The sequence below is a fragment of the Neisseria sp. P0021.S007 genome, from assembly GCF_051956855.1.
Map to the genome: position 1 here is coordinate 342532 of NZ_JBQCXA010000001.1, position 14012 is coordinate 356543.

Annotated in this window: 14 protein-coding genes; 6 read left to right on the plus strand and 8 right to left on the minus strand. The window is 49.6% G+C overall.

All coding sequences use genetic code 11. The features are described from left to right. The first annotated feature begins 152 nt into the window (after nt 1-152). Entirely contained in the window at nt 153-2132 is a 1980-nt protein-coding gene (gene tkt / locus ACTHUR_RS01635) for a transketolase (protein ID WP_039862482.1), read from the plus strand. Between the two features lie 66 nt (nt 2133-2198). On the opposite strand, the gene clpA is transcribed toward tkt, so the two are convergent. Both clpA and clpS read right to left on the minus strand, forming a co-directional pair. After that, complete coding sequence (gene clpA / locus ACTHUR_RS01640; RefSeq protein ID WP_004520800.1) at nt 2199-4478, minus strand: ATP-dependent Clp protease ATP-binding subunit ClpA; 2280 nt, start codon at nt 4476-4478, stop codon at nt 2199-2201. 3 nt (nt 4479-4481) lie between these two features. After that, entirely contained in the window at nt 4482-4793 is a 312-nt protein-coding gene (gene clpS / locus ACTHUR_RS01645; protein WP_004520799.1) for an ATP-dependent Clp protease adapter ClpS, read from the minus strand. 257 nt (nt 4794-5050) lie between these two features. On the opposite strand from clpS, the gene ACTHUR_RS01650 reads away from it, so the two are divergent. The 4 genes from ACTHUR_RS01650 to ACTHUR_RS01665 all read left to right on the plus strand — a co-directional run bounded on the left by ACTHUR_RS01650 (nt 5051) and on the right by ACTHUR_RS01665 (nt 6588). Then, entirely contained in the window at nt 5051-5254 is a 204-nt protein-coding gene (locus tag ACTHUR_RS01650) for a cold-shock protein (RefSeq protein ID WP_003682902.1), read from the plus strand. A 75-nt stretch (nt 5255-5329) separates the two neighbouring features. Then, nucleotides 5330-5545, plus strand: a complete 216-nt coding sequence (locus ACTHUR_RS01655; RefSeq protein ID WP_003679564.1) for a hypothetical protein — start codon at nt 5330-5332, stop codon at nt 5543-5545. Nucleotides 5546-5629: 84 nt separating this feature from the next. After that, the gene (gene smpB, locus ACTHUR_RS01660; RefSeq protein WP_003679566.1) at nt 5630-6076 is read left to right on the plus strand and encodes an SsrA-binding protein SmpB; all 447 of its coding nucleotides are present in this window, start codon (nt 5630-5632) and stop codon (nt 6074-6076) included. Between the two features lie 71 nt (nt 6077-6147). Further along, the gene (locus ACTHUR_RS01665; protein ID WP_004520797.1) at nt 6148-6588 is read left to right on the plus strand and encodes a hypothetical protein; all 441 of its coding nucleotides are present in this window, start codon (nt 6148-6150) and stop codon (nt 6586-6588) included. 72 nt (nt 6589-6660) lie between these two features. Here the strand turns inward: ACTHUR_RS01665 and ACTHUR_RS01670 are convergent, their stop codons facing one another. From ACTHUR_RS01670 to ACTHUR_RS01695, 6 genes are all read right to left on the minus strand, one after another. Further along, on the minus strand, nt 6661-7146 hold the full coding sequence (locus tag ACTHUR_RS01670; RefSeq protein ID WP_004520796.1) for a DUF4189 domain-containing protein: 486 nt from the start codon (nt 7144-7146) through the stop codon (nt 6661-6663). A gap of 170 nt (nt 7147-7316) precedes the next feature. Continuing rightward, nucleotides 7317-8267 carry a thioredoxin-disulfide reductase gene (gene trxB, locus ACTHUR_RS01675; protein WP_049329772.1) on the minus strand — a complete coding sequence of 317 codons (951 nt, stop codon included), beginning with the start codon at nt 8265-8267 and terminating at the stop codon, nt 7317-7319. A gap of 108 nt (nt 8268-8375) precedes the next feature. Beyond that, nucleotides 8376-9671, minus strand: a complete 1296-nt coding sequence (locus tag ACTHUR_RS01680; RefSeq protein WP_440361129.1) for an NAD(P)/FAD-dependent oxidoreductase — start codon at nt 9669-9671, stop codon at nt 8376-8378. Between the two features lie 149 nt (nt 9672-9820). Beyond that, complete coding sequence (locus tag ACTHUR_RS01685; protein ID WP_440361128.1) at nt 9821-10708, minus strand: ABC transporter permease subunit; 888 nt, start codon at nt 10706-10708, stop codon at nt 9821-9823. Then, on the minus strand, nt 10708-11673 hold the full coding sequence (locus ACTHUR_RS01690) for an ABC transporter permease subunit (RefSeq protein WP_003746146.1): 966 nt from the start codon (nt 11671-11673) through the stop codon (nt 10708-10710). The genes ACTHUR_RS01685 and ACTHUR_RS01690 overlap by 1 nt, the downstream gene beginning before the upstream one ends. Nucleotides 11674-11688: 15 nt before the next feature. Then, complete coding sequence (locus ACTHUR_RS01695) at nt 11689-12813, minus strand: ABC transporter ATP-binding protein (RefSeq protein WP_003746147.1); 1125 nt, start codon at nt 12811-12813, stop codon at nt 11689-11691. 476 nt (nt 12814-13289) lie between these two features. Here ACTHUR_RS01695 and radC point away from each other — a divergent pair, with 476 nt between their 5' ends. Further along, nucleotides 13290-13964, plus strand: coding sequence for a RadC family protein (gene radC, locus ACTHUR_RS01700; protein WP_039862480.1), 675 nt, complete (start codon nt 13290-13292; stop codon nt 13962-13964). The last annotated feature ends 48 nt before the right edge of the window (nt 13965-14012 follow it).

Genomic DNA, 14012 nt, shown 5'->3' on the forward strand with positions numbered 1-14012 from the left:
ATCATCTGTCCCGTCCGTTTCGGGTAACCGAGTGGAAACAGGCCGTCTGACAAAGCGAATATCAAAAGCTATCCTTGAAAGCACGGCTGATTCAGGCGATAATCGGTACACCTTTTTTCATATTTCCAATCTTGTCCAAGGAAGGTCAAACCATGTCTCAACTGGCAAACGCAATCCGTTTCCTCTCAGTCGATGCCGTACAAAAAGCCAACTCAGGCCACCCGGGTGCGCCTATGGGTATGGCGGAAATGGCAGAAGTGTTGTGGACGAAGTTCCTCAATCATAATCCGGCCAACCCGAAATTCTACAACCGCGACCGTTTTGTCCTCTCCAATGGTCATGCTTCCATGATTCTTTACAGCCTGTTGCACCTGACCGGCTACAACGTTTCTATTGATGATCTGAAAAATTTCCGCCAACTGCACAGTAAAACCCCCGGCCATCCTGAATATGGCTACACCGACGGCGTGGAAACCACGACCGGTCCATTGGGACAAGGTATTGCCAACGCAGTGGGCATGGCTTTAGCCGAAAAAATCTTGGCTGCCGAATTTAATAAAGACGGTTTGAACATCGTTGACCACCACACCTACGTCTTCATGGGCGACGGTTGTATGATGGAAGGCGTATCGCACGAAGCCTGCTCGCTTGCCGGCACTTTAGGTTTGGGCAAACTGATTGTTTTATATGATGACAACAATATTTCCATTGACGGTAAAGTGGACGGTTGGTTTACCGAAAACATCCCGCAACGTTTTGAAAGCTACGGCTGGCAGGTGATTCCAAATGTAAACGGTCATGATACCGATGCCATTCAGACGGCCATTGAAGCCGCCCGCGCCGAAACCGGCAAACCTTCCCTGATTTGCTGCAAAACCTTAATCGGTAAAGGCAGTGCTAACAAAGAAGGCAGCCACAAAACCCACGGTGCGCCTTTGGGTGCGGACGAGATCGAAGCCACGCGCAAACATTTGGGTTGGGCTTATCCTGCGTTTGAAATCCCTCAAGAGATCTATGCTGCATGGGATGCAAAAGAAAAAGGCGCGAAACTTGAGGCCGAATGGAACGAACTCTTCGCTCAATATCAAGCCAAATATCCTGCCGAAGCCGCAGAATTTGTGCGTCGCATGGATAAAAAACTGCCTGAAAACTTCGATGCTTACGTTCAAGCCGCATTGAAAGAAGTGTGCGCCAAAGCAGAAACCATCGCCACCCGTAAAGCCAGCCAAAACAGCATCGAAATCTTGGCAAAAGAGCTGCCTGAATTGGTGGGCGGTTCTGCAGACTTGACCCCGTCCAACCTGACTGACTGGTCAAACAGCGTTTCCGTTACCCGCGAACACGGCGGCAACTATATTCACTACGGCGTTCGCGAGTTCGGCATGGGCGCAATCATGAACGGCCTTACCCTGCATGGCGGTGTTAAACCATTCGGCGCGACTTTCCTGATGTTCAGCGAATACGAGCGTAATGCTTTGCGTATGGCGTCGCTGATGAAAATCAACCCTGTATTTGTGTTCACTCACGATTCCATTGGTTTGGGCGAAGATGGTCCTACCCACCAACCTATCGAGCAAACTGCCACTCTGCGCCTAATTCCAAATATGGATGTATGGCGTCCATGCGATACCGTTGAATCTTTGGTGGCGTGGGCTGAAGCCGTTAAAGCTGCCGATCATCCGTCCAGCTTGATTTTCAGCCGTCAAAACCTGAAATTCCAAGCGCGTGATGAACAACAGCTGAACGACATCAAACGCGGTGGCTACGTCATCAGTGAAGCTCAAGGCAATGCACAAGCTGTTGTAATTGCTACCGGTTCTGAAGTTGAATTGGCTCTGGAAGCGCAAAAAGTATTGGCAGAACAAGGTATTGCCGTACGCGTTGTTTCCATGCCTTCTACCAATGTATTCGACCGTCAAGATGCCGCCTATAAAGCCGCTGTTCTGCCGGAAGGTTTGCCACGCGTAGCCATAGAAGCCGGACATGCCGACGGTTGGTATAAATACGTCGGTTTGAACGGCGCCGTGGTCGGTATCAACCGCTTCGGCGAGTCTGCACCTGCTGATTTGCTGTTCAAAGAATTCGGCTTTACCGTAGACAATGTGGTTGCCACTGTTAAATCTGTTTTGTAAATCAGATTTTTGATTGGGATAAAAAGGCCGTCTGAAATTTCAGACGGCCTTTTATTTTTCAGTCGGTTAAACAGTTTCTGTTTCAGGTTTGACCTTGCTTTTCTTAAACTTCAACACGGCTTTTTCTTTTGCTGCATCCCAGTCTATCAGCACAAAGCCACCTTCGGTGAGTTTGCCGAACAGAAGTTCGTCGGCGAGCGGTTTGCGGATTTTTTCCTGGATCAGGCGGTTCATCGGGCGTGCGCCCATTTGCGGGTCGAAACCTTTTTCCGCCAGATATTTGCGCAATGCCGGTGTGAATTCGGCTTCGACTTTTTTGTCGAGGAGCTGGTGTTCGAGCTGGAGCAGGAATTTGTCCACGACTTTGACGATAATGGGTTCGGACAAGGGCGCAAATGGGATAATCGCGTCCAAGCGGTTGCGGAACTCGGGCGTGAAGAGTTTGTTGATTGCCTGCATTTCGTCGCCGCGCTCGCGTTTGGCGGTAAAGCCGAGGTTGGGTCGGCTGAGGCTTTCCGCGCCTGCGTTGGTGGTCATAATCAGGATGACGTTGCGGAAGTCGGCACTCTTGCCGTTGTTGTCGGTCAGTTTGCCTGCGTCCATGACTTGCAGGAGGACGTTGAAAATGTCGGGGTGGGCTTTTTCGATTTCGTCCAAGAGCAACACGCAATGCGGCTGCTTGTTGACGGCTTCGGTCAAAAGGCCGCCTTGTTCAAAGCCGACGTAGCCTGGTGGTGCGCCGATGAGGCGCGATACGGCGTGGCGTTCCATGTATTCGGACATATCAAAGCGTTGCAGCGGTACGCCCATCGAGTAGGCAAGCTGTTTGGCGACTTCGGTTTTGCCGACGCCGGTTGGGCCGGAGAAGAGGAAACTGCCTATCGGTTTGTCGGGCAGGGCGAGGCCAGAGCGCGACATTTTGACGGCGGCAACCAGCGCGTCAATGGCGTTTTCCTGACCGTAAACCATGTTTTTCAAATCACGGCCGAGGAATTGCAACACTTGTTTGTCGTCGTGCGACACGGTTTTTTCGGGAATCCGCGCAACTTTGGCGATGACGGTTTCGATTTGCGCTTTGCCGATGACTTTTTTCTGTTTGGATTTGGGCAAAATCCGTTGCGCCGCGCCTGCTTCATCCATTACGTCGATGGCTTTGTCGGGCAGGAAACGTTCGTTGATGTAGCGGGCGGAAAGTTCGGCTGCGGCTTCAAGTGCGCCTTGCGTATAGCGGACTTGGTGGAAATCTTCAAACATCGGTTTCAAGCCGCGCAGGATTTGTACGGTTTCGGAAATGGTAGGCTCGACCACGTCAATTTTTTGGAAACGGCGGCTTAAGGCGTGGTCTTTGTCGAAAATGGTACGGTATTCGTCATAAGTGGTCGCACCGATGCAGCGCAGCGAGCCTTTTGCCAGCGCAGGTTTGAGCAGGTTAGACGCATCCATTGTGCCACCGCTGGTGCTGCCCGCGCCGATGATGGTGTGGATTTCGTCGATGAATAAAATGGCGTGCGGGATTTTTTCGAGCTGTTTCAAGACGGATTTGACCCGTGCTTCAAAGTCGCCGCGGTATTTCGTGCCCGCCAAAAGCGAACCCATATCCAGTGCGTATACTTCGGCTTCTTTCAGCACGTCGGGAATATCGCCGTTGACGATTTGGTGTGCTAAGCCTTCCGCCAGCGCGGTTTTGCCCACACCAGCCTCGCCGACCAAAAGCGGATTGTTTTTGCGGCGGCGGCACAGGATTTGTACCAGCCTTTCCATTTCGTGTTTGCGACCAATCAAAGGGTCGATACGGCCGGCTTTGACTTCGGCGTTGAGGTTGACGGTGTAGTCGGAAAGAGAGCCGGTTTTCTGTTCCGCTTCTTCGCCCTCGCGTCCCAGGCCGTCTGAATCATTGCAGTCTTCGTCATCAGGCGAGCCATGGGCAATGCAACGCAAGACTTCAAAGCGTGTAATGGATTGCAATTTGAGGAAATAAACGGCATGGCTTTCAGATTCGCTCATCATGGCAACCAAAATATCCAAAGGCTCTACTGCGGCTTTGCCGGCAGACTGGGTATGCACCATTGCCCGTTGGATGACGCGTTGGAAGCCCAATGTCGGCTGGGTTTCGACCGTATCCAGAAGATGATCGGGAATTTGCGGTGTATTTTCTGCAACGCTGGCCGCAAGCTGCTCGGACAGGACTTTCAAATCCGCACCACACAGTTTCAAGACGTTCGGCACAGCCGCATCTTCTTCTATCAACACCAAAAGCAGGTGTTCCAAGCTGATAAACTCATAACGGGCGTTGCGTGCTTCACGGTAGAGCAGTTGCAGGATGTGTTCCAATTCGGGTGAAAGCATGATTTAAACCTCTTCGACTATACATTTGAGCGGATGCCCTTCAGCTTTGGCACGTTCCATGACCTGATGTTGCTTGGTCTGCGCAATATCGCGCGTGTAGGTGCCGCACAGGCCTTTGCCTTCGTGGTGCACCAGCAACATGACGGCCACTGCCTGTTCCTGTGTAAGCATAAAGACTTCGGTCAGGATTTCGACGACAAATTCCATGGTGGTGTAATCGTCGTTCAATAAAAATACGCCGTAACGTTTCGGCGGCTGTGTGTTGATATCGCTGAGCAGGGTATCGGATTGGTGGTCGGTATTCGGATGGTTCATAAGCTTAGGTTTCAGTTTTCAGACGGCCTGTTTTAGAGTGTAAACAGTTTTCTGTTGTATTTCGGCAATTTTTTTCTATTTTCCCACTTTTTTGAAAACATAGCTTGACGTTTTGTCTTAACAAATGTAAAAAGACGGTTAAGCAGAAGTTGGCACTCGACCGCGTATGTGATACGTGGGAGAAACGCTGAACGTTTTAGTTTGCTGTATGCCTTGTTTTGCTGATTTTGTTAATTTTTAAGTATAGGAAGTTTCTAATGGCAACCGGTATCGTAAAATGGTTTAACGACGCTAAAGGTTTTGGTTTCATCACTCCTGATGAAGGTGGCGAAGATTTGTTCGCTCACTTCTCAGCGATCAACATGGATGGTTTCAAAACCCTGAAAGAAGGTCAACGCGTATCTTTCGACGTAACCACCGGCCCTAAAGGCAAACAAGCTGCTAACATTCAAGCTGCTTAATCAAATGCGCGGCGTAAGCCGTAAAATCATGGCGGGGTTTCCCGCCATTTTTTATGGGCGTTCGAGTTAAAAATTATGAATCAAAATTCATCTTATCAAAATGCTTTAAACCAGTTAGACGAGCTTATCCGTCATTTTCGTAGCGAAGGCGAGGTCAGCTGCGCCGTTGCCGAGCGTGAAGACCAAATCTTGATCCGCCTTGCCGATTTGAAACTGGATTTGCGCCCTGAAGATGAAAAAGCGATTGCTGATATCGACCGTTTTTACCGCCGCCATGTTTTAAGCGAATAAACGTTTCAAAACCGTTTGCCGTTTTATTTTTTAAGCATGCCTGATAAAATAGGCCGTCTGAAAAGTTTGTAAAGAATCAGCACAATGAGTATTGCCAATAATAAAAAAGCCTTTCACGATTTCTTTATCGAAGACCAAATCGAAGCCGGTATAGTATTGGAGGGATGGGAAGTCAAAGCCATCCGCGCTGCACGCGTGCAATTAAAAGAAAGCTATATCTACTGGAAAAAAGACGCATTCTATTTGGTGGGCTGCCACATTACCGCATTGCCCACTGCCTCGACACACGTCAAACCCGACCCTGTCCGTCCGCGTAAGTTGTTGTTGAAACAATCGGAAATCAACAAGTTAATCGGTAAAACCGAACGTGCCGGTTATACGATTGTGCCCTTAAACCTGCATTACACACGTGGTAGAATCAAAGTGGAAATCGGTTTGGCCAAGGGTAAGAAACAGCATGACAAACGCCAAAGCCTGAAAGAAGCGGATTGGAAGCGTGAGAAACAACGTTTGATGAAAAACGTACGTTGATTTTTTCAGACGGCCTTTTTGTAAAGGCCGTCTGAATATTTATTGTTTGAAAATTTTAAAAAGGAAAACAGATGAAAACCATGATTTTAGCAGCGGCTTCAGCCGTATTGTTGCTGGGCGCGTGTTCTACTACGGAACAAAGAGTATTGAAACCTGAAGAGCTGACCAGCATCAAACATGTCTGCATCATTCAGAATGCAAAAGTGCGTCCGCATGATTTGGACAAGGCTTTGTCCAAAGCTTTGGCAAAACGCGGCATTGGCAGCACGATTGTAACCGCAGACAACCGTGGCAAACTGTATGATTCTTCTTGCCCGTATAATCTGCGTTACAAAACCAAAGGCAATGACGAAATCTTGCGTAAAGGCGTATTTGTGTTGCGAAGCACGAAGTATGCGGTTTCTACTGTCAGCTACTCTTTAAATGATGAAAACCACTTCCGAACCAACCCTGATTTGGTGAAACAGGCTGAAGGCGTTGTGGCCAAATTGTTGGAAAAAAACAGCAAATAAAAGCCAGAATAAAAAACCGGCTTGCCGTGATATGGAGAATATCGGGCAAGCCGGTTTTATTTTCAGACGGCCTTAAATGGATTTGATTTTTTCCCAAAGGGTTTTGACTGTACCTTGATAGTAGGTTTCGGAAGTGCAATAGACTGTTTCTAAAGCACATTGTCCTTGTGAGCCGTATTTTTTGATACATTGGTTCAAGGCAATTTGATGCACAGTTTTGAAACGTGGGGAGGTAATGGCTACCACGTTTTGAGCAGTCAATTTGCCCATGGCTTTAGGATAGGCAACAGCGATACAGGTGTTGTGCAGAGGGACAACCGTTTTGCAGCCTGTTGCTTGGCCTGCACCGATGCCGGCTAAGGCATCTTGGCCTTTGCAGAATGTTTCGAGTTCGGCTGTCGCATCCAGTTGGGTGGCATTTTCTTTGGTGGTTTTGATTTGCAGCGCTTCATCGCTGTTGGCTGGGTTTTGCCACATGGCCAGGTAGCCGTAAGTATCGGCAGCCAGGGCGGCAGGAGTCAGTGCGCAAAGGATAAGTGTCATTAGTGTTTTTTTCATGTTCGTTCCCTGTTTGTTGGGTATTTGTCGTTATTATAAAGCAAAAGTACTTATTTGATATAAATTTGCTTTTAAAATGAATATTTAGTGTGGCAGATAGATTATAGGCCGTCTGAAATTTCAGACGGCCTTTTGATTATGTTTTAAAGAATAGGGCGTAGCTTAGAGGTTTATACACCGTGGCGGTCGAGCCAACGTTCGGCATCAAGCGCGGCTTGGCAGCCGGAAGCGGCGCTGGTGATGGCTTGACGGTAGGTATGGTCTTTGACGTCGCCTGCTGCCCATACGCCTTCGATATTGGTGGCGCCGACATTGTCGCCGGTACCGCCTTTGGTTTTCAAATAGCCGGTTTCGTCCATATCAAGTTGGCCTTTGAAGATGTCGGTGTTGGGTTTGTGGCCGATGGCGATGAAGACGCCTTTTACAGCGATTTCTTCAGTACTGCCGTCATTGTGTTTCAGGCGTGCACCGGTAACGCCGCTTTCGTCGCCCAAGATTTCATCAACCGAGCTGTTGAGCTTGAGGATGATTTTACCTTCTTCAACCCGTTGCATCAGTTTGTCCACCATGATTTTTTCGGCGCGGAAGCTGTCGCGGCGGTGAATCAGGGTAACGGTGTTGGCGATATTGGCAAGGTAGAGGGCTTCTTCTACAGCGGTATTGCCACCGCCGACTACGGCAACATCTTGTTTTTTATAGAAGAAGCCGTCGCAAGTTGCGCAGGCGGAAACGCCTTTGCCGGCAAAGGTTTCTTCGCTTGGCAAACCTAAATATTTGGCGGATGCGCCGGTGGCAACGATGAGTGCATCGCAGGTGTATTCGCCCATATCGCCTTTGAGGGTAAACGGACGGTTTTGCAAATCAACGGTGTGGATTTGGTCAAAAATCATTTCAGTGCCGAAGCGTTCGGCATGAGCTTGGAAACGGGCCATCAGTTCCGGACCTTGTACGCCTTCTGCGTCGGCAGGCCAGTTGTCCACTTCGGTGGTGGTCATCAGTTGTCCGCCTTGCTCAACGCCGGTAATGATCACAGGGTTGAGGTTGGCACGGGCGGCATAGACGGCGGCAGTATAGCCGGCAGGGCCGGAGCCGAGGATGATGAGTTTGTGATGGTTGCTCATGATGGTTTCCTTGCTGATAAATGTTTGAATTTTGTCGTGTCTACGCTTTCAGACGGCCTAAATTCTACTTGAATCTGCCGCCGTCTGAAATATGTTTGTCGTTTGGGTTTAGTGGCTGTCTTTCCACTGGTAGTATTTGGAACCGAGGTAGGAGCCGAGTTTGCGCAGGAACGGCTGGGTGATGATATTGCTGTGGCGCAGCTGCTCGAAAGGTTTCAGACGGCCGTCATCACCCATGATGGCTTCGGCAATCGCCAAACCGGCAATGCCGGTAATTGCCATGCCGTGTCCGGAATAGCCTTGAGCATAGAAAACGGTAGGGGCGAGGCGGCCGAAATGTGGAGCGAGGTTGCGCGTGATGTCGCATTCGCCGCCCCAGGAATGCTCGATTCTGACATCGGCAAGTTGCGGGAAAACTTTCAGCATGTCTTGGCGGACGAGTTCGGTCATGCGGTCTGGATCGTCGATAAATTCGTTGTCTTTGCCGCCGAAGAGCAGGCGGCCGTCGGCGCTGAGACGGTAGTAGTCGAGGACGTGGCGGTTGTCGCAGATGGCCATATTGTTGCGGATCAGGTCTTTGGCACGCTCGCCCAGAGGCTCGGTGGCGATGATAAAGGTGCTGACGGCAATGGCTTTTTGTTCCAATACTTTGAATTTCGGGTGCAAACCGGCATAAGTATTGACGGCATAAACGAGGTTTTTGCACTCAACGCTGCCATTAGGCGTGTGTACCAGCCAACCGTTATCGCATGGCTCGATACGCGTCATCGGGGATTGCTCAAAAAGTTGTGCGCCTGCATCGGCTGCCGCTTTGGCAATGCCTAGGGTGTAATTGAGCGGGTGCAAGTGGCCGGATAAAGGATCAAATTGCGCGCCTTGATACATATCGCTGGCAAGTTGTTGCTTCAGCGTGGCTTTATCCCAAAGCTGGTAATGGCTTGCGCCATAATGTTTTTGGGCGTGTTCGTGCCATTGTTGCAATTCTTCCCAATGCTGAGGACGGACGGCGACGGTCGCGTAGCCGCGTTGCCAATCGCATTGGATATTGTGTTTTTGAATGCGCGAGTCAACCAGTTCAACGGCTTGCAGGGATTGCTGCCAGAACCATTGGGCCTGTTCTAAGCCGACTTGTTTTTCGATCTCTTCCATGCCGCAGGCAAAATCGCTGATGACTTGTCCGCCGCTGCGGCCTGATGCGCCGAAACCGATACGTGCGGCTTCGAGCACGATGACTTCATGGCCGTTTTCGGTAAGCGGTAGGGCGGTGCATAAACCGGTCAAGCCGCCACCGATAACGCAGGTTTCAGTTTTCAGACGGCCTTCGAGCGTCGGATAAGACGGATGGGGATTGGCTGTGCTGACATAGTAGGAAGGAAGGTATTCTTTGAAGCTGGGATTGATCATGATTTGGGCTTTAGGTTGGTTTTAACTTCATTGAAAACAGGTTTTCAGACGGCCTGGAATATGGGCTTAAGTTTAGGCCGTCTGAAAGGATAAAATGCGGTTAATAAAACAGGCTGTTCCGACGCTTTATCGGACAGCCTGTCTGCATATTAGGCGGCTTTCTCGGCTGCCAGTTTTTCTTGGCGGTAGGCTTCGGCAGCCTCACGTTCCCGTTTGGTTGCCTGACGCATCATCCAGTAGTTGACGACAATCACCAGCGTACCGATGATACCGATCAGGATGGTTGCCAAAACGTTCATCTGAGGGTCAAGGCCGAGTTTGATTTTGGAGAAAATCACTTGCGGCAATGTCGATGAACCCGGGCCTGACAGGAAGGAGGTAATCACCAAATCGTCCAAAGACAGGGTAATGCCCAAGAGGAAGCCAGAAGCAATCGCAGGGGCAATCAACGGCAGGGTAATCACGAAGAAAATTTTCAGCGGACGGGCGCCCAAGTCCATAGCGGCTTCTTCCAAGGATTGATCCAATTCCACCAAGCGCGAGCGGATGACGACGGTAATGTACGCCATGCAAAGCGTGGTGTGGCCGAGGAAGATGGTGAAGAAACCGCGATCGAAGTAGAGCGATTGCAGCAATTCACTGCCTTGCAGGAACATTTGCACCTGAATAATCAGCAACAGCATGGACAAACCGGTAATCACATCAGGCATCACCATAGGCGCGGAAATCATACCGGCAAACAGGGTGCTGCCACGGAAGCGTTTAATCCGCGCCATGGCGTAGCCTGCCAATGTGCCGAGTGCCACGGCGGCAAGCGAGGAAATGATAGCGATACGCAATGATAGCCAGGCCGCTTCCAAGATTGTGTCGTTTTCCATTAATGCGCCGTACCATTTGATTGAGAAACCGCCCCAAACGGTAACCAGCTTGGATTCATTGAAAGAATAGATGACCAAAACCACCAGCGGAATATAGAGGAATGCCAGCGAGAGCAGGAGCATCAGTTTCAAGAACCAGGATAATTTGGTTTTTTGCATTATTTGCCTCCTTCTTCCAATTCGCGGTTTTCATAGTGTTGGAACAGGGCAATCGGTACAACCAACAGGGCAACCATGACGACGGCGACGGCAGAAGCCAGCGGCCAGTTGTTTTGGTCGAAGAATGCCTGCCACAATACTTTACCGATCATCAGGTTTTCAGAACCACCCACCAATTCAGGAATCACAAATTCACCGACGGCCGGAACGAAGACCAGCATAGAGCCTGCGATGATGCCGGTTTTGGATAAAGGCAGGGTAATGGTAAAGAAGGATTTGATCGGACCTGCGCCCAAGTCAGAAGCGGCTTCGAGCAGACGGTTGTCCAGTTTTACCAGTTGTGTGTACAGCGGCAAAATCATAAACGGCAGATAGGCGTAAACCATCACCAAATTCAGCGAAAAAGCATTGTAGAACAAGTCTAAAGGCTCGCTGATGATTCCGTATTTGATTAAGAAATTGTTGATGATGCCGTTGTGACCCAATAAGCCCATCCATGCGTAAACACGCAGCAGGAAAGAGGTCCAGAAAGGCAGCATGATTGCCAACAGCAGGCCGTTGCGCGCAGCCGGATTCGCGCGTGAAATGGCATAAGCGGTGGGATAACCGATCAACAGGCAGATGATGGTCGTCGTCAGCGCAGTCTTAATCGAAGACCAGTAGGTCATCAGATAGATATTGCTGTTTTCACTGTCGCCAAACGGATTGAGCGTATTCCAAAAGTTTTGGAAAATGTCGGCGTAGTTCTGATAGCTGATGGCAATGTTCAGACGGCCTAAGTCTTCATCAATCGTTGTCAGCGGCGTAAATGGCGGAATGGCAATTTCTTGTTCGGCAAAGCTGATTTTCAATACGATGGCGAACGGAATCAGAAACAGAATCAAAAGCCAAATATACGGCACGGCAATCACTGCACGCTGGCCGGGGCGGCGGAACAGTTTGTTTTTCAGTTTTTTAAGGTTCATTGCATTTCCCTCAAATTAACTGAACAGAGGTGTTGGTTGGTTTTCAGGCCAGCTGATGTAGACAGTCTCGTCCCAAGTCGGCGGTGTAATGTTGCGCACATACCAATAAGGTGCGGGAACTTGGCTTTTGACGACACGGCCGTTGGCAAGTTTGATGTGGTAAATCGCGAAGCTGCCCAAGTAGGCAATTTCTTTGACTGTACCTTGGGCCCAGTTGTGCGCGCCCAAGTGTTCCGGTTTTTCTTTATGCAAATCAATATCTTCAGGACGGATGCTGATCCAGATTTCATGGTCGTTTGGAACGCCCAAGCCGTGGTCGATGCGGACGTGGTTTTCCAAGCCGTCACATTTGACGATGGAGAAATCGGCGCGGTCGTCAATAACGACGCCGTCAAAAATATTGGTTTCGCCGATAAATTCAGCGGTAAAGCGGCTGTTAGGATAGTCGTACACGTCGCTAGGCGTGCCGACTTGGCGCAATTGGCCGTCGGACATAATGGCGATACGGGTCGCCATCGTCATCGCTTCTTCTTGGTCGTGGGTAACCATGATGCAGGTTACGCCGACTTGTTCCAGCGTGTTGACCAATTCCAGTTGGGTTTGTTGGCGCAGTTTTTTATCGAGTGCGCCCAAAGGTTCGTCAAGCAGCAGGATTTTAGGACGTTTCGCCAGGCTGCGTGCCAAAGCGATACGTTGTTGTTGGCCGCCGGAAAGTTGGTGCGGCTTGCGTTTGGCGTATTTGGTCATTTGCACCAGGCGCAGCATTTCTTCCACGCGGGCATCGATTTCGCCTTTAGGCATTTTGTCTTGTTTCAGACCGAAAGCGATATTTTGCTCAACGCTCATGTGCGGGAACAGGGCATAGCTTTGGAACATCATGTTGATTGGGCGCTCGTACGGAGCAAGCTTGGTAATGTCTTGGCCGTCGAGAATGATTTTGCCCTGATTTGGGCTTTCCATGCCTGCCAACATGCGCAGCAGCGTAGATTTGCCACTGCCTGAGCTGCCCAAAAGGGCAAAGATTTCATGTTGGTAAATGTCCAAGTCGATGTTATCGACAGCGTAATTGTCACCAAACTTTTTCACCAAGCCTTGGATTTGCAGATAAGGTTTGGCTGAAGACGCAGTGGTTGCGGTCATAATGGCAATACTCCAAAAAGAAAGACGAGTACCGGCAAAACGGATTTTCGAATGGGTGATAAAAAGCTGTTTGATTGCTGGCGGGAGCCGGACGGAGGCCGTCTGAAACTCTTGTAAAGCGCACGGGCAGCGTGGATAGAAAGCAGTTTAAGCCTAAGCTTTTGCTCTCGGCAAACTCGATATTATATTAGCCTAAGCCTCATAGGGGCAATATGAAATTGCTTGTATCGGCTGATTTGAAACAAATATGAAAGGAAAGGCAGGCAGGGGAACAGGATAGCGAAAATGGGTAACGTTGTTTTTCTGCACAAAGTGGCTTAATTGTTATTTATATGTCTTAAATAATTATTCAAAATAGAATAAAATACGCAAATTGCATTTATTTGCTAAAACCATAATGGATCACGTTTTATATCGGGAGAGGCGGGTTTGCTCAAAATTGAAACTAAATCCGCTATATAAATAAAAGGGAAAACATGAGTATCAAAGAATGGCCTGAAGGGGAACGGCCGCGCGAGAAGCTCTTGGCGCATGGTGCGGCGGCGTTGAGTGATGCGGAGTTGCTGGCGATTTTGTTGCGTGTCGGAACGCGCGGTATGAGCGCGGTCGATTTGGCTCGTTATTTGTTGAGCGAGTTTGGCAGTTTGGGGAAGCTGATGAGTGCGGATGCCAAAACACTCGCTGCTTATAAGGGCATGGGCTTGGCGAGCTATACTCAATTTGCAGTGGTCAAAGAAATCGGGCGGCGGATTTTGGGTGAGGATTTGCAGGAGCAGATGGTTCTGTCAAACCCGAAATCGGTTGCGGATTATCTGCGCCTGCATCTTGGGCATGAAAAAATCGAGGTCAGCGTTGCTTTGCTTCTCAACCGTCAAAATCAATTGATTGCGGTACGGGAATTGTCGCGTGGTACGGTGGCGGAAAACACGGTTTATATCCGTGAAATCGTCAAATTGGCATTGGATGAATACGCCGACAGTTTGATTTTGGCACACAATCATCCGGGTGGTTCGGGAAGGCCGTCTGAATCTGATGTGCAGTTTACAGAGCGTTTGAAACAGGCTTTAAGTTTGGTCGATATTACGCTGTTGGACCATTTTATCGTGACGGCAAAAGAAACCTGCTCTTTGCGCGAACAGGGCTATATGTAAGGATGAATGTTCAGACGGCCTCAGTAGGATTGGTTACCTTACTGAGGC

Bases quoted from the DNA above. Each gene is read 5' to 3' on its own strand.
- tkt (WP_039862482.1), top strand. From the start codon at position 153: ATGTCTCAACTGGCAAACGCAATCCGTTTCCTCTCAGTCGATGCCGTA.
- clpA (WP_004520800.1), bottom strand. From the start codon at position 4,478: ATGCTTTCACCCGAATTGGAACACATCCTGCAACTGCTCTACCGTGAA.
- clpS (WP_004520799.1), bottom strand. From the start codon at position 4,793: ATGAACCATCCGAATACCGACCACCAATCCGATACCCTGCTCAGCGAT.
- ACTHUR_RS01650 (WP_003682902.1), top strand. From the start codon at position 5,051: ATGGCAACCGGTATCGTAAAATGGTTTAACGACGCTAAAGGTTTTGGT.
- ACTHUR_RS01655 (WP_003679564.1), top strand. From the start codon at position 5,330: ATGAATCAAAATTCATCTTATCAAAATGCTTTAAACCAGTTAGACGAG.
- smpB (WP_003679566.1), top strand. From the start codon at position 5,630: ATGAGTATTGCCAATAATAAAAAAGCCTTTCACGATTTCTTTATCGAA.
- ACTHUR_RS01665 (WP_004520797.1), top strand. From the start codon at position 6,148: ATGAAAACCATGATTTTAGCAGCGGCTTCAGCCGTATTGTTGCTGGGC.
- ACTHUR_RS01670 (WP_004520796.1), bottom strand. From the start codon at position 7,146: ATGAAAAAAACACTAATGACACTTATCCTTTGCGCACTGACTCCTGCC.
- trxB (WP_049329772.1), bottom strand. From the start codon at position 8,267: ATGAGCAACCATCACAAACTCATCATCCTCGGCTCCGGCCCTGCCGGC.
- ACTHUR_RS01680 (WP_440361129.1), bottom strand. From the start codon at position 9,671: ATGATCAATCCCAGCTTCAAAGAATACCTTCCTTCCTACTATGTCAGC.
- ACTHUR_RS01685 (WP_440361128.1), bottom strand. From the start codon at position 10,708: ATGCAAAAAACCAAATTATCCTGGTTCTTGAAACTGATGCTCCTGCTC.
- ACTHUR_RS01690 (WP_003746146.1), bottom strand. From the start codon at position 11,673: ATGAACCTTAAAAAACTGAAAAACAAACTGTTCCGCCGCCCCGGCCAG.
- ACTHUR_RS01695 (WP_003746147.1), bottom strand. From the start codon at position 12,813: ATGACCGCAACCACTGCGTCTTCAGCCAAACCTTATCTGCAAATCCAA.
- radC (WP_039862480.1), top strand. From the start codon at position 13,290: ATGAGTATCAAAGAATGGCCTGAAGGGGAACGGCCGCGCGAGAAGCTC.